This window comes from Acinetobacter rudis (genome assembly GCF_000829675.1).
Classification (GTDB): Bacteria; Pseudomonadota; Gammaproteobacteria; order Pseudomonadales; family Moraxellaceae; genus Acinetobacter; species Acinetobacter rudis.
The window spans coordinates 1-24,225 of sequence record NZ_BBRX01000039.1; the positions used below are offsets into that span (position 1 = coordinate 1).

23 protein-coding genes are annotated in these 24,225 nt (G+C 39.0%); 9 read left to right on the plus strand and 14 right to left on the minus strand.

All coding sequences use genetic code 11. The features are described 5' to 3' along the window. From Aru01_RS11270 to Aru01_RS11285, 4 genes are all read right to left on the minus strand, one after another. Positions 1-737: alpha/beta hydrolase family protein (locus Aru01_RS11270; protein ID WP_042111374.1), on the minus strand; the 737-nt coding region annotated here is incomplete at its 3' end. 208 nt (positions 738-945) lie between these two features. Further along, complete coding sequence (locus Aru01_RS11275) at positions 946-2,244, minus strand: alpha/beta hydrolase family protein (RefSeq protein ID WP_016656961.1); 1,299 nt, start codon at positions 2,242-2,244, stop codon at positions 946-948. Positions 2,245-2,480: 236 nt separating this feature from the next. Next, on the minus strand, positions 2,481-3,359 hold the full coding sequence (gene ubiA / locus Aru01_RS11280; protein WP_016656962.1) for a 4-hydroxybenzoate octaprenyltransferase: 879 nt from the start codon (positions 3,357-3,359) through the stop codon (positions 2,481-2,483). A gap of 37 nt (positions 3,360-3,396) precedes the next feature. Next, positions 3,397-3,885 (minus strand): chorismate--pyruvate lyase family protein, encoded by a 489-nt coding sequence (locus Aru01_RS11285; protein WP_016656963.1) that lies wholly within the window; start codon positions 3,883-3,885, stop codon positions 3,397-3,399. Positions 3,886-4,346: 461 nt separating this feature from the next. Between Aru01_RS11285 and ahpC the strand changes: the two genes are divergently transcribed. Then, the gene (gene ahpC / locus Aru01_RS11290; protein WP_016656964.1) at positions 4,347-4,910 is read left to right on the plus strand and encodes an alkyl hydroperoxide reductase subunit C; all 564 of its coding nucleotides are present in this window, start codon (positions 4,347-4,349) and stop codon (positions 4,908-4,910) included. Positions 4,911-4,993: 83 nt separating this feature from the next. On the opposite strand, the gene Aru01_RS11295 is transcribed toward ahpC, so the two are convergent. Together Aru01_RS11295 and Aru01_RS11300 are read right to left on the minus strand one after the other, a co-directional pair. Next, entirely contained in the window at positions 4,994-5,587 is a 594-nt protein-coding gene (locus Aru01_RS11295) for an O-methyltransferase (protein WP_016656965.1), read from the minus strand. An 85-nt stretch (positions 5,588-5,672) separates the two neighbouring features. After that, positions 5,673-5,900, minus strand: coding sequence for a DUF1653 domain-containing protein (locus Aru01_RS11300; protein ID WP_016656966.1), 228 nt, complete (start codon positions 5,898-5,900; stop codon positions 5,673-5,675). 177 nt (positions 5,901-6,077) lie between these two features. Between Aru01_RS11300 and ahpF the strand changes: the two genes are divergently transcribed. The 5 genes from ahpF (at position 6,078) to Aru01_RS11325 (ending at position 12,549) form a co-directional block, all read left to right on the plus strand. Beyond that, the gene (gene ahpF, locus Aru01_RS11305; protein WP_016656967.1) at positions 6,078-7,643 is read left to right on the plus strand and encodes an alkyl hydroperoxide reductase subunit F; all 1,566 of its coding nucleotides are present in this window, start codon (positions 6,078-6,080) and stop codon (positions 7,641-7,643) included. A 650-nt stretch (positions 7,644-8,293) separates the two neighbouring features. Then, positions 8,294-8,989, plus strand: coding sequence for a VIT1/CCC1 transporter family protein (locus tag Aru01_RS11310; RefSeq protein WP_016656968.1), 696 nt, complete (start codon positions 8,294-8,296; stop codon positions 8,987-8,989). Between the two features lie 350 nt (positions 8,990-9,339). Further along, positions 9,340-10,386: an alpha/beta hydrolase gene (locus Aru01_RS11315; RefSeq protein WP_016656969.1), complete on the plus strand. Its 1,047-nt coding sequence runs from the start codon at positions 9,340-9,342 to the stop codon at positions 10,384-10,386. Positions 10,387-10,521: 135 nt separating this feature from the next. Beyond that, complete coding sequence (locus Aru01_RS11320; RefSeq protein WP_016656970.1) at positions 10,522-11,565, plus strand: NAD(P)H-dependent flavin oxidoreductase; 1,044 nt, start codon at positions 10,522-10,524, stop codon at positions 11,563-11,565. A gap of 120 nt (positions 11,566-11,685) precedes the next feature. Next, positions 11,686-12,549, plus strand: coding sequence for a DMT family transporter (locus Aru01_RS11325; protein ID WP_016656971.1), 864 nt, complete (start codon positions 11,686-11,688; stop codon positions 12,547-12,549). A 72-nt stretch (positions 12,550-12,621) separates the two neighbouring features. Here Aru01_RS11325 and Aru01_RS11330 read toward each other — a convergent pair whose 3' ends face one another. Continuing rightward, entirely contained in the window at positions 12,622-13,578 is a 957-nt protein-coding gene (locus Aru01_RS11330) for a p-hydroxyphenylacetate 3-hydroxylase reductase component (protein WP_016656972.1), read from the minus strand. Between the two features lie 392 nt (positions 13,579-13,970). Here Aru01_RS11330 and Aru01_RS11335 point away from each other — a divergent pair, with 392 nt between their 5' ends. Continuing rightward, a complete protein-coding gene (locus tag Aru01_RS11335; protein WP_042111378.1) occupies positions 13,971-14,993 on the plus strand; it encodes an alpha/beta hydrolase in 1,023 nt (340 codons plus the stop codon). A 95-nt stretch (positions 14,994-15,088) separates the two neighbouring features. On the opposite strand, the gene Aru01_RS11340 is transcribed toward Aru01_RS11335, so the two are convergent. Continuing rightward, complete coding sequence (locus Aru01_RS11340; RefSeq protein WP_016656974.1) at positions 15,089-15,865, minus strand: AraC family transcriptional regulator; 777 nt, start codon at positions 15,863-15,865, stop codon at positions 15,089-15,091. Between the two features lie 157 nt (positions 15,866-16,022). Here Aru01_RS11340 and Aru01_RS11345 point away from each other — a divergent pair, with 157 nt between their 5' ends. Then, positions 16,023-17,261 (plus strand): MFS transporter, encoded by a 1,239-nt coding sequence (locus tag Aru01_RS11345; protein ID WP_016656975.1) that lies wholly within the window; start codon positions 16,023-16,025, stop codon positions 17,259-17,261. A gap of 97 nt (positions 17,262-17,358) precedes the next feature. On the opposite strand, the gene Aru01_RS11350 is transcribed toward Aru01_RS11345, so the two are convergent. The 5 genes from Aru01_RS11350 to Aru01_RS11370 all read right to left on the minus strand — a co-directional run bounded on the left by Aru01_RS11350 (position 17,359) and on the right by Aru01_RS11370 (position 21,677). Further along, positions 17,359-17,985 (minus strand): thiol:disulfide interchange protein DsbA/DsbL, encoded by a 627-nt coding sequence (locus Aru01_RS11350; RefSeq protein WP_016656976.1) that lies wholly within the window; start codon positions 17,983-17,985, stop codon positions 17,359-17,361. A gap of 167 nt (positions 17,986-18,152) precedes the next feature. Further along, positions 18,153-19,034 (minus strand): CopD family protein, encoded by an 882-nt coding sequence (locus tag Aru01_RS11355; protein ID WP_016656977.1) that lies wholly within the window; start codon positions 19,032-19,034, stop codon positions 18,153-18,155. Positions 19,035-19,095: 61 nt separating this feature from the next. Continuing rightward, positions 19,096-19,464 (minus strand): copper resistance CopC family protein, encoded by a 369-nt coding sequence (locus Aru01_RS11360; protein WP_016656978.1) that lies wholly within the window; start codon positions 19,462-19,464, stop codon positions 19,096-19,098. A 124-nt stretch (positions 19,465-19,588) separates the two neighbouring features. After that, the gene (locus Aru01_RS11365; protein WP_040331355.1) at positions 19,589-20,965 is read right to left on the minus strand and encodes a heavy metal sensor histidine kinase; all 1,377 of its coding nucleotides are present in this window, start codon (positions 20,963-20,965) and stop codon (positions 19,589-19,591) included. A gap of 4 nt (positions 20,966-20,969) precedes the next feature. Next, the gene (locus Aru01_RS11370) at positions 20,970-21,677 is read right to left on the minus strand and encodes a heavy metal response regulator transcription factor (protein WP_016656980.1); all 708 of its coding nucleotides are present in this window, start codon (positions 21,675-21,677) and stop codon (positions 20,970-20,972) included. A gap of 182 nt (positions 21,678-21,859) precedes the next feature. Between Aru01_RS11370 and Aru01_RS11375 the strand changes: the two genes are divergently transcribed. Further along, positions 21,860-22,642, plus strand: a complete 783-nt coding sequence (locus Aru01_RS11375; RefSeq protein WP_016656981.1) for a DsbC family protein — start codon at positions 21,860-21,862, stop codon at positions 22,640-22,642. Positions 22,643-22,700: 58 nt separating this feature from the next. Here Aru01_RS11375 and Aru01_RS11380 read toward each other — a convergent pair whose 3' ends face one another. After that, positions 22,701-24,188 (minus strand): aldehyde dehydrogenase family protein, encoded by a 1,488-nt coding sequence (locus Aru01_RS11380; protein WP_016656982.1) that lies wholly within the window; start codon positions 24,186-24,188, stop codon positions 22,701-22,703. Between the last annotated feature and the right edge of the window lie 37 nt (positions 24,189-24,225).

Sequence of the window (24,225 nt, forward strand, 5' to 3'; positions counted from 1 at the left end):
TAAGCGAGTAGCTCAGCATAGACATCAGTAGCTTGTTCAACTCTACCTGCTTGAACAAGATCATTAATTGCTACAGGTGCAACTTCAGTAATAATAAAACCTAAACTAGAAGCTGGAGCCCCAGCAACTGCCCCTTTATAGCTACTGTCATCGTTGGCATATTCAGCTGTACCTAATGAGCCATGCCCACCTTGTGACTGACCTACAGACATCCATGAACCTTGAATATCTTTACCATAGCGTTCTTTTACTGCTTTTACTGCGTAAATAGCTGAATTTGCTTCACTACCTAAATTCAAATATGGATGAATACCTGAAGTTCCCAATCCCTCATAGTCTGGAGCAACAACAACAAAACCTTGTGCCAATAAACTTTCAGCCATTTTTTTAAAACGAGGATTATATGCATTATTACTTGGTGCGCATGAATCACCAACACCAACCGTTCCATGTTCCCAGACCACAATTCGCCAACCATCTTTTGGCTTGGCTATTTTGGGGAACATTACCATAGCCGTTGCATTTGCTTGCTTACCTTGCACATTCGGCATTTTATAAGTCATGACAGATACAGGTAAAGCCCCGTCTATACTGTCTTTGTTATATGTCTTTTCAGAAACGTAGTTCTGATAAACTATTGGATTATAGTCGTCTTTATCATCACTATTACATGCGCTTAAAAATAGTGCTGCACTACAACTTACTGCGATTAATGTTTTTTTTAAAATGCTATTCATCGGCATATCCCTTTTACCTATTCCCTATCCACATTTAACGTGACTATCTGTAATTAAACACAAATTAAACAGACTGACTAGATATTTTTCTAAATACCATTGCAGTCAAACTTTAGATCTTTTCTAAAACACACCAACTTAAGCTCATTGTACGGTCCAAGAAAAAGGAGCCAAAGCTCCTTTTTCTTAATAAACAATCATGATGTCATTACTGTGCTGGCATATGTTTTTTGATAAATACAACAAGCTCAGTATTTTTTTCAACGATTGCTGCGGTATGGCTTGCTCCAACTACAGGAACAAACTCAACATTTGTTCCCATAGCTTTCATTGATTTATACATTGCTTCAGTCACAGGATAAGGCACACTCATATCCTTAGTACCTTGGATAATCATGATAGGTTTATCAATCTTCTTGGTTCCCGGTTGACTCGCTTTAATGAATGCTAAAATTTCAGGACTTTCATAAAACTTGTCTTTATCTAGCCCAGGATAGTCCATCAATTTTTTACTCGGGTTATCTTTTAAGAATTTTACGATATCCTGCGTAAAGTGATAACGTAAGCTATCCTCTGGATGAGCCTCAGGATTTTTACTGTCTAAGCAAAGACCATTCTCACCCGTTGTCCCCTCAGCCAATGCAGCAATGTCACCCGAACGTGGATCTTTAAAGATCGCACGATAATCAAAGCGAGGTTCTGATGCTTTCACTCCAACTGCTGCAAAGGCTGCGTAGGAAAGTAAAGTTGAATAAGCCCCAATAGATCCATTTATCCTTTTCTCAGGTGTTAAACCAGCTGACAGCTCTTTCTCCTCAGCTTCATTCAAAGCAGTAGGTGCAACGTCAAAAATAATCTTATCAAGATTAGAGGCTGGCGCTCCTGCAACAGCACCTTTATAGTTAACATCATTATTAGCAAATTCTGCTGTACCCAATGAAGCCTGACCACCTTGAGACTGTCCTACCGACATCCATTGTTTATTCAGCTTTGTACCATAATGATCCTGTGCTGCTTTGACTGCAGCAATCGCAGATTTTGCTTCACTCTCTAAGTGTAAATATGGATGAATGCCTCGCTCGCCTAAGCCCTCATAGTCCGGTGCAACAATCACGTAGCCCGCTTCAAGTAAACTTTTAGCTAACGGATCTTTAAATCTTACCCCTAAATTATTTGTTGTTGGCGCACATGCATCAGAAACACCTAAAGTTCCATGTTCCCAAACCACAACCCGCCAACCATCCTTAGGCTGTGCAGTCTTTGGAAAAAGCATCAGAGCAGCAGTTGGAGTTGTCTTGCCTTGAACATTTTGCATGTTATATTTCATGATCTTAACATTGGCAATCTGATCTAATGAATTGTCGACGCGATAGTCAGTTTCAGAAAGAAAAGTTTTCTCTGTTACAACTGGATTAAAGTCGTCTTTATCATCACTATTACATGCAGTTAAAAATAGTGCTGCACTACAACTTACTGCGATTAATGTTTTTTTAAAAATGCTATTCATCGGTATGTCCCTTTTACCTATTCCCTATCCACATTTAACGTGAATAGCTGTAATTAAACACAAATTAAACAGACTGACTAGATATTTTTTCTAAAAAATACTGATCAGTCACATTTACATTTTTTTTGTAAAAAACTCAATAAAACCAAGTACAGAAACAAAAAAAGTAAAGTGCTGAATTCACTTTACTTTTATTTAATTGTTCAATAAATTTTAACTTTTAGCTGCAATACAAGTTAAATTAGAGATAAAAATATACCAATAAAAATCATCATCCCAACCCAGCGATTATGTAAAAACATTTTAAAACAGCGCAGAGGATCTCGATCATGTGTTTGTTTATACTGATAAATAAAATCAATAATGACGGCAATTAAGGCCAATACCCCAAATGGTACAAGTAAGTTTTCAAGATATAAAGCCGTACCAATCAACAACACACTACTTGCTTGTAGTAGAGAAATCGTAGCTAGATCAAAACGACCAAATAAAATTGCAGTGGACTTTACACCAATTTTTAAATCATATTCTCTGTCAGTAATCGCATATTGAGTGTCATAAGCCACTGTCCAAGCTAAGTTACCAAAGTAAAGTAGCCAGCAAGTTAAATCCGGTGTCACACCTACTGCTGCATAGCCCATTGGAATTGACCATGAAAAAGCAGCACCTAAAAACAACTGTGGTAAATGGGTATAGCGCTTCATAAATGGATAAATAAAAGCCAGAATTAAAGCACCAAAAGACCAATAAAAACTTTCAATGGGCAAAAAGAATAGCAAACAAGCGCTTGCAAGCACCAAGACTAAAAAAACAGTAACGGCTTCTTTACCACTAATCACACCCGTCGCTAAAGGACGATCTTTAGTTCGTGCCACGTGAGCATCAACTTTACGGTCAGCAAAGTCATTGATTGCACAACCTGCAGCGCGCATAAACATTACGCCTAAGAACATAATAAAAAGCACTTTAAAATCAGGAATGCCTTTATTAGCGATCCACATCGCCCACATGGTTGGCCAAAATACCAATTCAGATCCAATTGGCTTATCAAAGCGACAAAGATAATAATAAGCCTCTAAACGTTGCTGCCAAGAGATCGAATTGCTCATGCTCATACTCTTCCTTCATTGCCCCTATTCAAACCAAGCACTGTTAATTTGCTGACTGCGTAAGATAATCTTCAAAAGTAGATAAAAAGGTTTCTTGGACGATAAATCGGCAACCATGCCAAGTATAACAACTCTGCCTTGTCCAACCTGCATCCAATTTAAGCACACGTCGTTGACAAAGTGGCCGATGACGATCAAATAAATAACGCCCAATAGGCTGATCACCTATATGCTGAAATAATCGAGCACGACCTTGTAAGCTCATGATGGGAAATATACTTTTTGCTTGTACCCAAGCTTGCTGCTCACAACCGTAAAGTAAACTTTCTCGCACCCAAGCAATGTGGTGTGCTGGCATTTTCATCCATCGACTATCCACCTGACTCATTTTTTCAAAATACTGTCTTGTCGGTACGACCTTAAAAATACCGCCAGCGAGTTCAGTCAACTGTTGTGTTAAAGAACCTGATGCATATAACCACGTTTTTAATTTTGGATCTAAATCCTTATATAACGATGGTTTAGCAATCATATTTGAGGTCTCATCATAGGTGCGCAGCGAGTATAACTGAAATTACGTTGAAAATTAATGCTCATCACCCTCTTTGCCTGCTCTGCAAACAACTCTTTGCAATCTCTAGTTAACTCAAATTACTTCTACTGTAATCGACTCTTTACATTGAAAAACTTGAATTACAATACAATTTTTCAGGCTTTTTATTTCTTACTCTCTTGAATTTTCGTAAAGAAGCTTCATATTGGTAAGGCTATAGAAACTTGTACAGTCCATGCTGTCATGAAAATAACACAGTGTTCTGGCAAGAATAGCTTTGGTTTGTCAGCTGTATTGAAATCACGGTTTCATAATTGATATAAATCACAGTAAAATTTGTTTTTCCGATTTATGCGATGAAAAAATACTATTTCCCCAATTAAGAAAGATGTCTTATTCTCACTGCATACCAAACTACAAACTCACTCTTGGAGATAATGATGAGCTTAATTAATACCGAAGTTAAACCATTTAACGCACAAGCCTATCACAACGGTCAATTTGTTGAAGTGACTGAAGCTGATCTTAAAGGCAAATGGAGTGTATTCTTCTTCTATCCTGCTGACTTTACTTTTGTTTGCCCAACTGAACTTGGCGACTTAGCAGACAACTATGCAGAATTCCAAAAATTAGGCGTTGAAATCTACTCTGTTTCTACAGATACACACTTCACTCACAAAGCTTGGCACGATTCTTCTGACGAAATCAAAAAAATCCAATACCCAATGCTTGGCGATCCAACTTGGACTTTAGCTAAAAACTTCGAAGTTCTCATCGAAGCTGCTGGTCTTGCTGATCGTGGTACTTTCGTTGTAGACCCAGAAGGTAAAATCCAAATCGTTGAAATCAACGCTGGTGGTGTAGGCCGTGATGCTTCTGAACTTCTTCGTAAAGTTAAAGCTGCTCAATACGTTCACGCTCACCCAGGTGAAGTTTGCCCAGCTAAATGGAAAGAAGGTGAAGCAACTTTAGCTCCATCTATCGATCTAGTAGGTAAAATCTAAGTCGCACTTAAGCGAATTTGATTTTTAAAAAAACCGCGTCGTTGTTGTAACTGACGCGGTTTTTTTATGCACAATTTAAAAAATTAAGACTTATAAGTCACGATAAACAAGCCTGCACCAAATGCAATGGTATTACACATAAAACGTGAATCTTGCTTTACCTTGCTGATAAAACCTTTCACTTCTGCAGCATGTGAAATCACATTATCAACAATAAGAACTCCACCTTTAGGATTGAGTAAACGCTGAAGATCTGGCCAATAGCTTACATAAGCATCACGTTCTGCATCGAGTAAAATCAGGTCATAATGCTGCTGATCTTGTTGTAAGAACTCCTGCGCATCACCGATCCAAAACTCGATACACTGTGCTAGATCCAATTCTTTGGCATAACCCTGAGCTTGTGCGCTACGGCTTGGCTCAATCTCTATGGTGGTTATCTGAGCACCTGTGACTAAAGCGGCATCGGCCATCCATAAAGTAGAATATCCAGTAGAAGTCCCTATTTCTAAGATTTTTTTTGATTGCTGAATACGAATCATCATCGCAATATAATAGGCCGAGTCAGGTTCAATATTGCGATAACGCTTAATACGATCAGTTTGTCCTGCATCGTGTTGCATAAAACTCCGATACAAAACACCAATTCGGTCTATAAAACTTGTACTTAAACTCATGACAATGTATTCCCTAGAATTTGATTGCAGCTTTTTGATTCACACATATTCAAAAACAGTTTAAATATTCCAAGTTCAAATAAGATTAATTTTGTTGCTCCAATTGAAAACGCGCAACGCTTCGACCATCCTCAAGTTGCACAGTTTCGATAAACATCGATAATGGGCGGATCCATATTGAATAGTCACCATATAAACATTGATACACCACATGATATTCCTGGGTTTCACTATGTCTAGCTACAGAAAAAACTTGATAAAGTTGTCCCTTATAATGTCGATAAATTCCACTTTTAAGCTGTGTAGACGGCATTTTTTGTTCAACCTTCAATATACTTAAATTATTGTAATAAGTATTAGACACAAAGCGAATTTATTCATGATTTCAAAAACCGATTGAACTTATGAAAACAAACTGTTTTACCTATTGGGTTAAATCACCTATCATTTAATCAATGTCACAAAACAACTGAATATCTGGAGATCGTCAATGTTAGATCAAAATATTAAAGCGCAACTAAAAAGCTATTTAGAACGTCTTGAAAGCCCAATCGAAATTATTGCTGCGTTAGACGACTCTGATAAATCTGCACAAGTAAAAGAACTCGTTACTGAGATTGCTGAACTCTCAGACCAAGTCAGCGCACGTTTTGATGGTCAACACAAACGCACCCCAAGTTTCGGTATTGCAAAAGTAGGTGAACAACCCCGTGTGTTCTTTGCTGGTTTACCGATGGGACATGAGTTTACCTCTCTGATCTTAGCTTTATTACAAGTTTCAGGGTATGCAGCTAAAGTGTCTGACGAAGTTTTGGAGCAAATCAAAGGCCTCAACGTCAGTGCTGATTTTGATGTATTTGTTTCCTTAAGCTGTCACAACTGTCCTGATGTAGTACAAGCACTTAACTTGATTGCCATCCACAACCCGAATGCAACAGCAACAATGATTGATGGTGCCTTCTTCCAAGACGAAGTTGAGCAACGCAAAATCATGGCTGTACCTATGCTATTCAAAGATGATCAACATATCGGTCAGGGTCGTATGACACTGGAAGAAATTGTTGCACAACTTGATAGTGATTCTGCAAGTAAAGATGCAGAGCGTCTTAATGCGAAGGAAGCATTTGATGTGTTGGTCATTGGTGGTGGACCTGCAGGAGCAACTACAGCAATGTATGCAGCTCGTAAAGGAATTCGTACAGGCATCGTATCTGAACGCTTTGGTGGGCAAGTCATGGATACGATGGACATCGAAAACTTTACATCAGTACAAAAAACCCAAGGTCCAACATTTGCTGCTGATTTTGAAGCACATGTTCGTCAATACGATGTTGACATCATGAACTTACAAAAAGTCAAAAGCCTCGTCGGTGCTGATCAATCAGCAACAGGCATGGTTGAAGTTGAACTTGAAAATGGTGCTAAACTCCAATCTAAAACAGTGGTGCTTTCAACAGGTGCACGTTGGAGAGAAATGAATGTACCTGGTGAGAAAGAGTATAAAACTCGCGGTGTTGCATACTGCCCACACTGTGATGGCCCATTGTTTAAAGGTAAACGTGTTGCTGTAATTGGTGGTGGTAACTCAGGTGTTGAAGCAGCAATTGATTTAGCGGGTATTGTTGAACATGTAACTTTAATCGAATTTGATACTAAGTTACGTGCTGACCAAGTACTGCAAAACAAATTAAATAGCTTACCAAACACTCAAGTGATCTTAAATGCACTTTCAACTGAAGTTGTGGGTGATGGTAGTCAAGTGACTGCATTGGTGTATAAAGATCGTGGTACTGAGCAATTACACACCATCGAACTCGCAGGGATCTTTGTACAAATTGGTTTATTACCAAATACAGACTTCCTTAAAGGCTCTGTTGAATTGTCAAATCGCGGTGAAATCGTGGTCAATGACCGTAATGAAACCAATGTTAAAGGTGTATTTGCTGCAGGTGACTGTACTACTGTACCTTATAAACAAATCATCATTGCCGCAGGTGACGGTGCAAAAGCTGCCCTTTCCGCATTTGATTATTTAATTCGCTCAAGCGATGTTTAATCTACTTTAAGTAAAGCCCCACATATGCCCCAAGGATTTTTTCTTGGGGCATTTTATTAAATTAATCATAAAATAAAAATCATCCAACTCATTTATAAAATTAATTTAAATTATAATAATTCTCAGAAGAATAATTTTAACAATACAAAACTTAGTGAAACTTTATTTAAAGCAACGTATTTAACTAAAATTTAAATCAAGTATAAAACTGCCACCCTAGATATTAAAAATTATATATACCCAAATAGCTCATCGATTACTTACAACTTAAAAACCCAATATACTTATTTAACAACAAAATTATATATAATTGTTTTTATTAAAAATATTAAAATTTAGACTACTTTTAGTGCATTTAGTTAAATCCGTAAACTGCATTTAAATTTTTCTAAAAATTTTCACAAGTAGTTAAGTGCATGATAGGCATTTAAAATAATAATAACTATCAACATTATTACCAAAATAACCTGTAAAAAGAAAACTATTGTACTTAATCGAAATCAACATTAATAAATAATAATGATTTTTACTCAACACCTCTATTTAAAAAATAATTAAATTAATTTATTTAAAATATATTTATAGATTGAATATACATGATCAATTACGTTAAATTAATTACTCCTTTGCCGCTTCCTATTGGATAAAATATGCAACCGCATCATCATGAACATCATTATATCCACCGCGCGGGTTGGTTACGTGCTGCTGTATTAGGTGCCAATGACGGGATTATCTCAGTCACCAGTTTAGTCATGGGCATGGCAGCCAGTGGTGCAAGTACCGAAGTACTCTTCATTAGTTGTGTTGCAGGTTTAATTTCAGGTGCCAGCTCTATGGCTGCTGGAGAATATATTTCAGTTAAATCACAATCTGATATTGAGGAAGCAGATTTAGCTATGGAAGCACGTGAACTCAAACGTAATCCTCAGTACGAACTTAAAGAACTCACACAAATTTATATTCAACGTGGACTAGAGCCTGACTTAGCCCATGAAGTTGCGATTCAATTAACAGCTAAAGATGCACTCGAAGCACATGCTCGTGATGAAATAGGCATTCATGAAGCGACTTCAGCAAACCCAGTACAAGCAGCAGGTTCATCTGCTTTAGCTTTTACTCTAGGTGCACTGTTCCCAATGTTTGCAATTTTAGTTAGTCCTGATGCCTATGTATCGTGGGTAGTGATGATCGTCGGTATTTTATCTTTAGCAATTTTAGGCGCTGTCTCTAGCCATTTTGCTGGGACTTCGATGCTCAAAGGCAGTTTTAGGGTGACACTTTGGGGCATCTTAGCAATGGGCTTTGCAACTTGGATTGGTTCATTATTTAATATCCCCGTTTAAGAAATTCCTTATACAGTACAGTCACATTAAAGTGGATTATTCATATAACAAGGTGGATTGGGGATCATTTGAACCAAGTGACAAACGACTTCCCCACTTCATTGAGTAATATTCTGGCAAAAGACGTTGATTCTCTAAAAATAAAAACTCTGCTTATACATTAAAAATTCAACGGCACTGATTTTTAAAATATTTCCATTGGATAATGATTATCATTTAACTAAAATTGTATTACACTTACAAAAGCTGTATCTCATTTACGATCGTCATTATCTCAACGCAAATATGCTTTGCTTAGAGTCACAATGATCGATCTGTTGTTTACTCTTTTTTGCTACAACAGGTATTTTATGCTCAAGAAGGCCTTTCTTTCCCTAACACTGTGCTTCTGCCTTGCCCAAACCTCAACTCAGGTTTTTGCTCATAACAGCATACAAATTGGAGAAAGTTACAATCTCTCGTCTAGCGTTTTAAAAGAACAACGAGAAATTCAGATCTATCTTCCTCAGAGTTATAAAAAATACCCAAATCAAAGTTACCCAGTTATCTATCTGTTAGATAGTGAAAGTAATTTTAATTACCTCACTGCAGTTGTCGATAAGCTTTCGAAGGCGCCTTATCCTTCAATCCCAGAAATGATTGTTGTTGGTATTGTTAACACAGACCGTTCTAGAGACTTAACTCCGACCATACAACAAGCCAATGATCCATCAGGCCGAAAGGTTGATGGTCAGACTGGTGGAAATGCGGCTTTCTTTAAATTTTTAGAAACAGAACTTATGCCCGATATTGAAAAAAAATATCGTAGTAATGGTTTCAATCTAATGATTGGTCATTCCTTTGGTGGTATTACAGCACTTAACCATATGTTAAATGGCCAAAAAAGCATGCAAGCTTATCTCGTACATGATCCAAGCATTTGGTGGGACAAAGAAGTGATGCTAAAAGCATTTCAAAAAGCAAAAAATAAGGATATGCAAAATAAACAATTGTTCCTTACACAAGCAGGTGTCAGTACCAGTCAAAATGGCCTCGATGATCATGACAGTGGCATTCAAAAATTTAACCAGTATCTCTCGGGCCAAAACTTAAAAAATTTAAATTATAAATATAGCCGTTATGAAGATGAAAATCATGGCTCTGTAACCATGAAAGGCAATCTCGATGGCTTGCGTTATCTCTTTGAAGGCATGCAAGTCAACATTAAAGCTGTTACTCAAAATCCTGATTTGGTTAAACAGCATTATGCACAATTAAGCAAAAAAATAGGCTTTGAATTACAACCGAGCGAAGCATATTTAGATGCTGTGTTGGCGTATTTAAAACGCTCAGATCAGCCCCAAGCTGTGCAGCAATTTCAAAGTTATGTTGACTCAATTTACCCAAAGAAAAAATAGCATAACTCCCTAAACGAGCGCACTGCTCACCTCACTTTAAACATGCAATTCAAAAAAGAAATAGTGATTATAATTTGCATGTTTAAAGTTGCATAAGCTAAGTTATGGCCATTACAGTATCAAGGCTGAAGACTTATGGATCTGCTACAGCAACTTCAACTTAAACATCCTATTTTCCTAGCTCCAATGGCTGGTATAAGCACACCAGCACTGGCAGCTGAAGTTTCTGAACAAGGCGCACTGGGTTCACTGGGTTTAGGTGCAAGTAGTCTAAGTAGTGCACGCGAGCAAATTTTAGCGACTCAACAACTCTCTACTGTACCTTTACATCTTAATTTTTTCTGTCACCAAAGCGTAGCTGCTGACCCAGTGATCGAGCAAAACTGGATTGCACGACTTAAACCTGCATTTGAGAAATTCTCAGCCACTCCCCCAACACAGTTGAACTGTATTTATCCAAGCTTTCTCGACAATGATGACTTTTTAAATTTAGTCTTGGAGACACGGCCAGCACTTGTCAGCTTCCATTTTGGCTTACCACATCCGCACCAGATTCAAGCCCTCAAACATGCAGGGATCTTAACTATGGTGAGTGCGACTAATCTAGTCGAGGCACAACTCATTGAAAATGCTGGTATAGATATAATTAATGCACAAGGTGTAGAGGCTGGTGGACATCGGGGTTGTTTTAATCCTGAGATCGATGCAGCAATTATGACAGCGGATTTAGTCCGACTTATCAAAGCACATTGTACACGTCCAATTGTTGCCGCAGGAGGCATTATGAATGGACAACAGATTCGTTTTATGTTGGATTTAGGCGCTTCTGCAGTGCAAATGGGTACAGCATTTTTGCCCGCTCAAAGTTCCAATGCTCATCCAAAGTATCGCCAAGCTTTGTTTGAACAACGCACGACACAAATTAGCCCAAGTATTTCAGGCCGACCTGCGCGTGCATTATTACAGCACTGGCACAAAGAGATTGACCAACCAACACGTATAAAAGTCGCTGCATATCCTTATGCCTATGATATAGCTAAACAATTACATGCAGTCGCCAGTAAACACGGCGACCATGGCTATGGTGCATTTTGGGCAGGCAGTAATGTTGCACAAATCCGCAACCTTGACTGTGCAGCATTGATTGAGCAACTCACACTCGAAATGACACAATCTTAATTGATGTGTTTCTCATGCACTCTTGTGTCATTTTTCATCTTGGAATCATCATAAGAGTGCTTGTATTTATTTATAAAGTTCCGTTACAGTAAGTTCTCATTTTTTGATCTATGTGCTTACATGAATACTCAACTTGCCAATCGACTGAGTACGGTTAGCTTTGTCGGCCTCTGGGGAAGTGCCGCGATATTTAGTAAATGGGGATTAGAACATGGTGAGGTTGTACCGCTTTTAATTTTTCGTTATTTAATTGCGATTATTGCCTTAATTGCCTTTTGTATTTATAAAAAACAGCATTTTTTTCCACAAAATACCTCTTGGCGTTATGTGGCTTTAACTGGATTTCTGCTTATTGGCTGTTACTCCCTGTTTTACTTTTTTGCTTTGCAATATGGCATTTCACCGGGGTTACTAGCAACAATACTCGCATTACAGCCAATTCTGACCTTCTTTATTACTGAAAAGCATTTTTCCAAAATCAAATTATTCGGTTTGTTATTGAGCTTTCTCGGTATTATTTGTTTGGTCTATACCAGTCTGTTCGTTAAACAACTTTCTCTTTTATCGATCACCTTTGCTTTAATTTGTCTGGTCGCCATCACCATTGGTGCAATCATGCAACGTAAAATTAAAGAGAATCCTGTGCAAATCATGCCACTGCAATACTCCATTGCACTGATCGGCTTCGCTCTTGTCATTCCATTACAAGGGTTTAATTTCGATATGAATTTTGGTTTCTGGATGCCGACAATTTGGCTAGGTTTAGTCATTTCTGTTGTTGCCCAGCTATTATTTTATTATTTGCTACAATCTGGTAATGTTGTAAATGTCACCTCATTATTTTACCTCGTACCTGTTGTTACCCTAATTTTGGACTATATTATTTTTAGCTCATCTTTATCTGGTTTTGATTATGTGGGGATCTGTGCAATTTTAGCTGGTGTCTACTTGGTTTATCGACCCACAAAAAATACAGTCAGTTAAACTTTTAACGGCTATACCTGAATATTCAATATGACAGTGCAATAAGCTAAAACATTGCACTGTCTTTTTAAATTAAATCGCCATTAAATCTTGCAAAATACGCTTGAATGCATCACGTTCATCGGCATTATATTGAGCAAAAACTTGATTTTGGTGTTGCTCCGCCAGTGTAAGTAACAGATGTGCAGCATCTTGCCCTTGCTCAGTCAGGGTATAAGCCTCTTGCTCAACTTTTAATAGCCCCTGCTCCATTAAAATCGTACTGGCTGGCTCAACTTCATGAATCGGCATTGCCGCCTCAGTCACGATTTCAGCCAAAGTTAGTGTTGTTTTATCAAATAAAATCATCAATAAGCGTGCTTCGCTAGTCCGAAAACCACTTGATAATTGCAAAGGTAAATAGTCATTTTGATAAGCACGTACTGCCTGAGTCAGCAAATAATAAATATTGTGCTGTAAACGACCTGTATTTGAGCTTACACGTTCTGGTTCAGTCGTTAAACTTCGTTGATTCAAACTTGGATGTGGCATAACAGCAGAATATGCCCCTTGGTGATAAAGCAAAGGTGCACGACCATGATCTGAGAAACGTAGAACTTGACCTAAAATAATCCAATGATCACCACCATCATGTACCGCATATTTTTCACATTCAAAAGTCGCAGAACAATGAGCAAGTATTGGCGCCTGTCCATATCCTGCTTCAAACAGAATACCTGCAAATTTATCTTCACTACGACGAGCAAAATGATTGGACAATTGAATCTGAGCCGCAGAGAGCACATTAACCGCAAAATGACTAGCTTCAGCAAAGATACGATAACTCGCTGAGTTTTTATCAATACTCCACAAGATCAAAGCAGGATCTAAAGAGACAGAGTTAAAACTGTTTGCAGTCATGCCAACACGTTCGCCCTGACTATTTTGTGCAGTCATGACGGTTACACCTGTGGCAAAATTCCCCAAAGCTCTACGAAATTCTTTGCTGTCAATCAAATCTACGATTTCCATTGTATTGGTGTTGCCCATGATACCGACTCCTAGGTAGACATCATAGTGCTATCTCAAGCGAAGCAAATAAAATTGTTTTATATACATATTCATTTGTTTGCGCTCCGTGCAAAGCTTAATAGAACATGATTAGCTGAATATCTGGATTAAATATTTTGCAGCTTTAATTATCGAATACCAACAAATCCCCTGTTGTAGCCTAGGTCGCTACAACGATACGCTTTAAGTTTACTCATCAATATAAAATCTGCACGATCCCCTGAACAAACACCCCTTTATTAGGTCATGATTTATATGGCATATGGGTCAACACAATAAAAACAGGATAAATTATGTTCAATAAAGTCAAGAATTTTTCACTTTCATTACTCAGTTCAACCCTCACCACACTGAGCCTTTTTTTTAGTAGCATGCTGCATGCTCAGCAGCAGCCTAACAATGACCCACGACCAAGCTATCAACAGCAACAGGCTTGGCAAAAAATTCAACAATTCTTTCCCGTTGAATGGCAAATCCCAGCAGATCACCTTCCACAGGAAGAATGGTGGAGTTGGCAAGATCATCAAGTTCATCTCGATCGTTATCCTAATCCTCAGGCCAAGATCAAAGTCATATTGTTTCATGGCGTTGGAACCAATGGTCGACAAATGTCGATGTTACTCGCTCATCCTTTAGCTCTGCGTGGTTATGAAACCATCGCGATTGATTTGCCCGGTTATGGTTTAACTCAAGTTAAACAAGGTGCACAGATCACTTATGATAACTGGGTAGACATTGGCAGTGATTTAATTGATGCTGAACTCGCCAAAGACCAGCGTCCAATCGTGCTCTACGGACTCAGTGCAGGCGGCATGCTGAGCTATCATGTCGCAGCGAAAAACAGAAAAGTCAAAGCGATTGTGGGAATGACTTTTTTAGATACCCATGATCAAGACGTGCGTGACCAAGTGGCACGTAATGGGTTAATGAGTCGTGTTGCTATGCCAGTCAATCATCTGGCTGCGAAAACACCATTGCAACATATCAAAGTTCCGATGCGCTGGGTGAGTAAAATGAATAGCTTAGTGAATAACAAGGAAGCTTTACAGGTTTTCTTAAAAGATAAAAGTTCGGCGGGTAATAGTGTTTCAATTCAGTTTTTAGATTCTTATCTGCATTATCGTCCCGAGATTTCTCCTGAAAATTTTACAATTTGTCCAATCTTACTCACTCAACCGGCACAGGACCGTTGGACACCTCTGGCACTAAGTACTCCTTTTCTTAACCGTATCACTCAAGTTCCTGTAAAAACGGTCATACTTGAACAGGCGGGACACTACCCACTTGAACAGCCTGGGCTTAATCAAATGGTTCAATATATTGATGATTTTTATCGAAGTATACTTGTTTCCATACCAGACCAAGACCCTGAACTTAAACCAAATGTACTGTAGAGCTTGGGTTGATTCACTGAAATATTCCGATGTCCAAGTGACCTTACTCAACAATGCGATGAGAGGTCACTTGTTCAAAGACAAATCAAGACCTGTTATTTATGATCAATATACTGGCTGGGTGATGCTCCCAAAGCGCGACGAAAAGACATCGTAAATGCACTCGGACTGCTATATCCCAACTCAGTGGCAATCTGTGTCACTGACTCACCCAAACCTAACCGTGTTAGTGCTGAAAGCAAACAAGCTTGTTGACGCCACTGACCAAAACTCATACCCGTTTCCTTACGAAATAAACGGGTAAAATTACGACGACTCATTCCCACCTGTTTAGCGACCAGATCTAAATTGGCCTCCAAACTTGGCTGTTGTAATAGTTCATGACACAGTTTTAGCAGACGTATGTCTTGTGGTAATGGGGCATTCAGCGGTAAATGAGGCATTAAAGCGATCTCTGCAATAACCAATTGCATTAAATGTTCATTATGCCCACCTAATGGATATTCGGCAGGTAGATCTACCGCAGTCGAGAGCAACTCATGCAGTAACGGCGATACAGCAATCACAGTACAATAATCTGGCAAACCTGCCGCACGTGCTGCAGCAGGCAAAATATAAGCATTCCGTGTTTTTGTCACACCATCCATATGTACTTCATGTTCAACACCACTAGGTACCCATAAAGCCCGATGCGGTGGCACGACCCAACTCCCTGTATCTGTTGTTACGGTTAATACACCTGTAATTGCATATAGGCACTGACCACGTAGATGACGATGTTTTGCCAACATAAATCCATCAGGATAATCATTGCCTGTGGCCATTACATTACGTGAAACATCTTCATAATCATTGATTTGAACATTGCGCATTGCCACTCCAAAAAATGGCTCAAATTCGATAGTATTTGACCCGATAATGATTGTGGGTCGAAATTTGATAGTCTAGGATAGTACTCCTGAAACCGCAACCCTACTCAAATGGAAATAGAATTGAAGGCTTAAAGCACTTCATTCTTGGGAAGAAGTCATGTCTAGCGATACCAGTATTATCAATCAATCGCCCCCTCATTCTAGTGATCTTTCAAGCAATCCACCGCAAAAGTTTGTCCTGCATATTGTAGGAGCAATTGCTTTTGCCCATTTACTCAATGACTCGATCCAAGCCATCATTACCGCCAGTTATCCCATGCTCAAATCGGCATTTACTTTGAGCTTTACTCAAATTGGCTGGATTGCTTTGGTCTATCAACTTACCGCATCATTATTACAACCATGGATTGGTCTATATACTGACAAACACCCTAAACCCTATTTGCTCCCTGTGGGTATGGTGGTTACCCTACTAGGCATAGGTCTCATGGCCATCGCAGGTAATTTTTCAATGTTGCTGCTTGCCGCGGCATTTATTGGTGTAGGTTCATCGACATTTCACCCTGAAGCCTCTCGTATTGCCCGTTTAGCGTCCGGTGGTCGTTACGGTACAGCACAATCATTATTCCAAGTCGGGGGAAACACGGGGTCAGCCATAGGACCTCTATTGGCAGCAGCGATTTTGATTCCCAACGGACAACACGCCTTTGCTTGGTTTATTTTAATCGCCGTCTTGGCTGTATGGGTCTTACTGCGTGTAACACAATGGCGTATTACAAATGCCTCTGCTCTACTTGCTGCAAATAGCAAACGTAGTGTTTCAAGCTTAAGTCGCAAGCAAATCACTCGTGCCATGATCGTGGTGTGTATCTTGCTCTTTGCCAAGTTCATTTATATTGCAGCGATTAGTAATTACTTTACATTCTATTTAATCGAGCGTTTCCAGCTCTCGATTCAAAGCTCACAACTTTATCTATTTGCATTTTTAGGTGCTGTAGCGTTAGGTACTTTTGTCGGTGGACCTGTGGGTGATCGTATTGGACGTAAGGCTGTCATTTGGGTTTCATTCCTTGGCGCTATACCTTTTGCCTTAATGCTCCCTTATGCCAATTTAGCTTGGACAGCGGTGTTAGTGATGATGGTGGGATTAATTATCTCCTCTGCCTTTTCTGCACTGGTTGTGTATGCCCAAGAAGCTATGCCTGGTCGTGTTGGTATGATCTCTGGTGTGATGTTCGGTTTAATGTTTGGTATCAGTGGAATCGGTGCAGCAGGTCTAGGACATCTTGCCGATCTTTACGGTATACATTGGGTTTATCATCTGTGCTCATTTTTGCCATTACTCGGCCTTATGACAGTTTTACTGCCCGATACCCGAACAAAAAATACAGCATAACCCGATAAAATCATCTGCTTTTTCATAAAAGCCATTCAAAATAATGATAGCCCTGAACTTTAAATCAGGGCTATTGTATTTAAAGCGTTTAGCATCATCAGTTCTTTAGGGCCTGACGTTCTTTCTCCACCAAGTAATCAACCACCTGAGTGACTTTAGCATCAGCACCATTGACGATATATTTGCCATTGACCACTACAGCAGGTACACCTTGTAATTTATATTGCATAGTCAATTGCTTGGCTTCAGCAACTTTGGAACTCACTGCAAAGGATTGAAAGTGTTTATTAAAATCTGCCTCTGTAACACCATAACGGGTAAAAAACTTGGCTTGGCTGGCTTGATCAAAGATTTTATCGCCTTTCACATGGATCTCATGAAATAAAGCCAAATGAGTTTTTTGTCGAATACCTAATGCTTCAGCGACATAATAACCACGTGCATTAGATTCCCACACAGGATTAATCGGAGCTGGTGTACGTGCAAATACCACATCAGCAGGCATTTTTTTAAGCCAAGCCTGCATATGTGGCTCTAAGCGATAACAATAACCACAGCCGTACCAAAAGAATTCTCTTACTTCTATTTTCTTCGGATCAACTGTTTTGCCAACAACAGCTGTACGAACATAATCCCTCCCCTCGATAAACTGTGCTTTAACAGGGCTTGAGAAAATCAATAGAGAAAATCCAATTGAACTGAGCGTAACTAAGCTGGGGCGCATGATGCTTATCCTCATTTTTCGGTTTATAACAGGCAGACGAATAAAATGATTTTAAGCAATGAAAATGATTTTAAACGGTCAGCAAAATGACATTATTGTCATCCATACTGATCACTCTGCCTGATTCAACTTCACCCCCTTTTGCATAAATCATTTCTACACACACTTTAAGTCAGACCAACGATCGTGCTTAAATAAGCCGTAAGCATCAATATACTCAGCCCTAAATACATCTCTAAAACAATTGCCCATCTTAATTTAAGCCGCATCGCTTCTTGATCAAGCCGCGGTGTTAAAAATAATTTATTGATTGCTGCCAATGCCAAGAGCACAGATACCCAGGCCAATTTAAACATAAGCACATTGCCATATAAGGTATGAACCAATGCCTCCCAGTTTTTGAGCAATATATACAGTAATGCTGCACCACAAAGTACCAGGCCAATCACAATATATAGGGCCACTTTCCCAAAAAATGCTGCACTGATTTTAAGCTCAGAAAGCTCAGCCAATTGAGTAAGTTTCCACAGTGGAAATAAAGCCCCCATCCATAGAGATACAGCCAAGAGATGCAAGACCAAGATCGCTTGAACCCACCAAGCATACTCCGCACTATGTCCAAGCTGAGCATAGGCCAGTAAAATCAGTATTAAAAATACACCTGACGGAATCAATGCCTGCAATGATAAGCCTGCTAATCGGGCTTGAGACCTAAACTTGTGTTGAATAAATAACAGGCTAAAACAGAGGGCAATGAATAATTGAGCTTTTGCAGCAACTGTTGTCATCAATAAACTAAGAAATAATGGATCAAACATGCCCATTACCCCCTGATCAGCCAAGTAACCCACCTGAAGAAAAAATAACAATAATGATGAAATTCCTCCAGCGAATGCTGCAATCGCAATATAACGCTCAAGCATCCTCGACATGACTTTCAGCCAATCGAGAAAATACAACATCCATAATCCCCCTACAGCCGAAACTGTAGCCAGATAGAAAATCACTTTATTGAACCAAATTAAAAAACTCCACCATTCAATTGCCATACTTCATCCTGCATTGTTGTTTTATACAATCACTCAATTAGAATAAATCTGCTTAATCGAATCACTGGATGGTGAAGGTATAAGTACCATTCATGGCGTGTCCATCTGCACCAAGTGTTTTCCACTTTACGGTATACAGACCTTGGCTTAATGCAGGCATGGCAATTTGAAATTTGCGATTTAAACTCGGGCTTACTTTAAACGGCAAAGTCATCTGTTGTTGCTGACGATATAATTGTAGACCTGCCAAAATTACAGGATCCGCAAATACAAGCTGTAAATGGCTGGGTGATTTTGCGAGCTTCGATTCAACTGCGGGTACTGATTGAATCAGACGGCTATGTGCCACGCTATAGCTTGAAACCGTAAATAAAGATAAACCAATAAAAAGCGATGTGCTGAATTGCAATGGCCGCTGTAAATTAAACATGCTCATAAACTCCGAGTCAGAAGGAAATACCAAACTTTGTCTGAGTATTTCAAACCGCTCTCGACAGCCTAATGACTTGAAAATGATATTCTGGTCATTTAAATCGAGTCAATAAAGTGACGGATTAATCCACAGGAAAGACCAAGCTAAATCGTACCCAACCCTCTTGGCTTTGCACCTCTATTTTGGCTTGATGTAACTCTAATATTGACTGAGTAATCGCTAGACCTAAGCCTGTGCCTTCTATAGTTTTCTGTCTTGATATATCAGCACGATAAAAGCGATCAAATAGATTGTCGAGCTGCGCCGATGTTAACGTTTCCGCTTGATTCTCAATGTTTAAAACCACCTGTTTGGCACTTTGCTGATAATCAATTCGTATCGGTGTATTCGCTAGACCATACTGTATGGCATTGGCAATGAGATTACTCAGCGCCCTACGCAACATTTGTACATCACCGCTAATCGTTGCTTCGCCGTGATGCAGTAATTGCATACCCTTTTCGCTCGCCAAGGCATCATAATAATCAAGCAAATTCGCCATCTCATGCTGTAGATCAATAGGCGCTCGATCAATTAACTCCAACTGGTGTTCTGCTTTAGCCAGAAATAAAAGATCCGCAGTCATTTTCGCAAGACGCTCAAACTCTTCTAAATTAGAAAATAGTACTTCTTGATAATCATGAATTGGACGTGTCTGAGATAAACAAACTTGAGTTTGTGTCATCAATACATTAATGGGAGTACGAATTTCATGGGCTAGATCTGAGGAAAAATTTGAGAGTTTATCCAGTGCTTTTTCTAGTCGAGTTAACATCTGATTAAACTCAGTTGCTAAAGATTTTAGCTCTATAGGAATATGGTCGAGATCTAAGCGCTGTGTCAGATTTTGTGCCGTTATACCTTTCACCACATGGCTCATTTTAACAATCGGATTTAAACCACGTCTAACTGCGAGCCAAGCGAAAATCACTAAGCCAAGCATCCCCAATAAACCAATGATTTTGAGTTGTCGACTAAACTGCAGCATAAATAAATGGTGCGCGGTATTATCAATCGCGACAGTAATTAAAAATGTTTCTTGGCCCATATTACGTACAAATGGTTTGTTAATTACATAACCACGATAAGTTCGATCGGTAATCTCCCATTCAAACCAATTTTGGTTTAACACTTTTATTGGCCGACCAGCATCTAGATGTGCAAAGCTATTAAATAAAAACTGCTGATTTTCACGCTGTACCATGACCATTAATTCATCATGACCAATCATGGTCTGCTGTAAGGCAGCATGAAACTGCTGATCACTAAACTGCTGGCTTTCTAATAAATGTTGAATTAACTCAACCTTACCATCGAGTACTTTTTTATCTTGTTGATCAAAATGTTCAAGTACCAAATGATGAATTACTGCTCCCATAACAAGCAGGGTACATACAGAAATAATCGCAAAGATAAAAGTGATTCGAAAACTGAGTGAATCATATAACGATCTTAACATTGCTTTAATCTTCAACTGGGTGGATGAACTCAGCCGCTTCTTCAGTTAACTCCAACACATAACCCATGCCACGGACATTTTGGATGAGTTTAGGTTTATGCGGATCATCAATCTTATTGCGTAAACGTTTAATTGCGACTTCAACAACGTTGGTATCACTTTCAAAGTTCATATCCCAAACCAAAGAGGCAATTAGTGAGCGCGGTAAAATTTCACCTTGGCGGCGCATAAATAATTCCATAAGCGCAAATTCTTTTGCTGTTAAATCGATCTTCTGCCCAGCTCGTGTTACGCGTCGTTTACGCAAATCTAATTCAATATCTGCAATGCGAATCGTGTGATCTTCACGTTGCTGTGTACGACGTAATAGATTTTTAATCCGCGCTAATAGTTCAGCAAAGGCAAAGGGCTTAATCAGATAATCATCTGCGCCCAAATCGAAACCCTTCACTCGATCTTCAACTTGATCACGTGCTGTTAAAAATAATACTGGATTGGTTTTACCATAAATACGAACCCGCTTTAAAATTTCCCAGCCATTCATATGGGGCAACATTACATCAAGAATCATTAACTCATAATCTTCATTCATTGCCAATTCTAGCCCTAACCAACCATCCGTAGCCAAATCGACAGTAAAACCAGCTTCGCTTAAGCCCTGCTTTAAATAATTTCCTGTTTTTAACTCATCTTCGACCAGTAATATTCTCATTGAATAACACCACAGCTCATCTCAATACTTGCCTATCATAAAGATAAAGTAAGTATTTTTAGAAAAATAACAAAAATGTAATTTTTCAGTCATGTTGATGTTTAAATCCAAAAATTAGCATACGACCTTTGTTAAACGAACTTTAAATTATTCACGTCTTTACAAAGGATCTGAGCGCGAAAATGAAAATATTGCTTCCAGTAATCACTGTCCTAACGTTACACCTTAGTCTGCTCAATCCAGCATTTGCTCAAAAAGATTATCAAAGCAACTTAAATACATCGAGTATAAAACCACAGATCAAATCTACTGAACGCCATTTACTTGAAAAAAACTTAGCAAAAAATTTCCCTGATCTACAAATTAATCATATTGAATCAACACCACTTTCAGGTATTTATGAAATCGGTGTGGATGATCGGCTTGTTTATACGGACACAGCAGCTCAATATTTCTTTGTCAGCCACTTATTCGACTTCAAACAACAAAAAAATCTCACTGAACAACGTCTACAACAACTCTCAAAGATTGATATTCAAAAGCTACCTCTAAACCAAGCCATTAAAATTGTTAAAGGCAATGGTTCACGACACCTATATATATTGAGTGATCCTGACTGCCCATTCTGTCAGAAACTTGAACAAGAATTGAGCCAGCTCAATAACCTCACCCTATATATCTTTCCTTACCCTATCAAAGAATTGCATCCCAATGCTGAACAAACTGCCAAACAAATTTGGTGTGCTCCTGACCGTGCAGCTGCATGGGAAAACTACATGTTAAGAAAACAGTTACCAGCAACAACTACCGCATGTAACACTGAGGTTCTTGCTCAAAATATAAAACTTGGCAAACAACTTAAAATTACAAGTACACCTACTTTATTTTTAGCCGATGGCCAGCGAATCACGGGAGCGAGAAGTAGTGAAGAGATCGAGGCTTTATTAAAAACTGTGCCTAAATAAAAAAAATAGAAACTGAAACCGACCCCATACTCTTGGTTCAGTTTCAGTCTTCTTCGTTTTAATAACGGATCATCACAGACTTTAATTCGGTGTAGTCCTCAATAAACGCATCTGAAAATTCACGCCCTTGACCTGATGCCTTTACTCCACCAAATGGCACAGCAGGATCAAGAAATGTATGCATATTAACCCAGACTGAACCTGCTTCAATTTGTGGAATAAGACGTAAGGCTTTGGCTAAATCATTGCTCCAAACACTTGCTGTTAAACCAAAGCGTGAATGATTCATCATCGTTATCAATTCTTCATCACTTTCAAATGCAATAACATCGACCACTGGACCAAATGTTTCCTCGATAAATAAGGGATCATCAACACCTGTTACTTTTAACAATGTTGGCTCTACAAAATAACCGATGCCAGCTAAAACTTTCCCACCACTAATCACTTGATCATTGTTTTGTGCCATCTGCAAATACTGTTTGACCTTATCGAAATGGGCTTTGTTTGAAAGTGGTCCAAACATCGTTGATTCATCCAAAGGTGAACCAATTTTAAATTGTTGAATCGCACCTGTAAGCTTTTCAATAAACTCGTCATATTTAGACTGATGAATAAAGAAACGTTCAGGAGCAGCACAGACTTGGCCTTGATGTACAAAAGTCGCTTGGAGCAAAGTGGGTAATATCTCATCAATATTTGCATCTGCTAAAATTGCAGCTGCATTTTTTCCACCAAGCTCTAAACTCACCCGAGTTAAATCATTTTTCATTGCTTGTTGCCCAATGGCAATGCCTGTTGGCACAGAACCCGTGAACGAGACTTTTTTAATATACTTAGAATCAATCAAGTATTGCCCAGTTTGACCTGTTCCAGTAACGACATTAATTACACCAGCAGGAATTCCTGCTTCGATGGCTAATTCGGCTAAACGTAATAATGAAAGCGTCGTGAATTCACTCGGCTTTAATACAATGGTACAACCTGTGGTCAATGCTGCACCAATTTTCCAACAGCCAATCATTAATGAAAAATTCCACGGCACAATTCCAGCAACTACACCTATCGGTTGTCGCATGGTATATGCCGTATATTTTTCTCCCTGCATTGAAGGAATAGAGGGCTGCATGGTTTGTCCATGAATTTTGGTGGCCCAACCGGCAAAGTATCTTAAGAAGACGACTGTTTGAGCGACTTCTAAATGTCTAGATAAATTAATCAATTTACCTGTCGTGAGTGTTTCTAACTGCGCCAACTCCTCTGCATGTTGCTCAACCAAATCCGCTAACTTATTGAGCTTTTGTCCACGCTCATAAGGTGAGGTATCTGCCCAAGCATGATGAAAAGCATCGTGGGCACTTTGTACAGCTTGATCAACCTCATGCTCTGTCGCAACTGCAATTGTTGCAATCACCTGCTCTGTAGCAGGATTGACCAACGCTACACGTTCAGAAGACTCGGCATCTGTGCACTGACCATGGATGAAATGTCCATGTTGACGGGTGATAAATTGCTGTACGCTTGCTAAAATTTGTACTTCACTCATTCTATTTTCCTAGATAATTCTCTAAATACTTGAACGA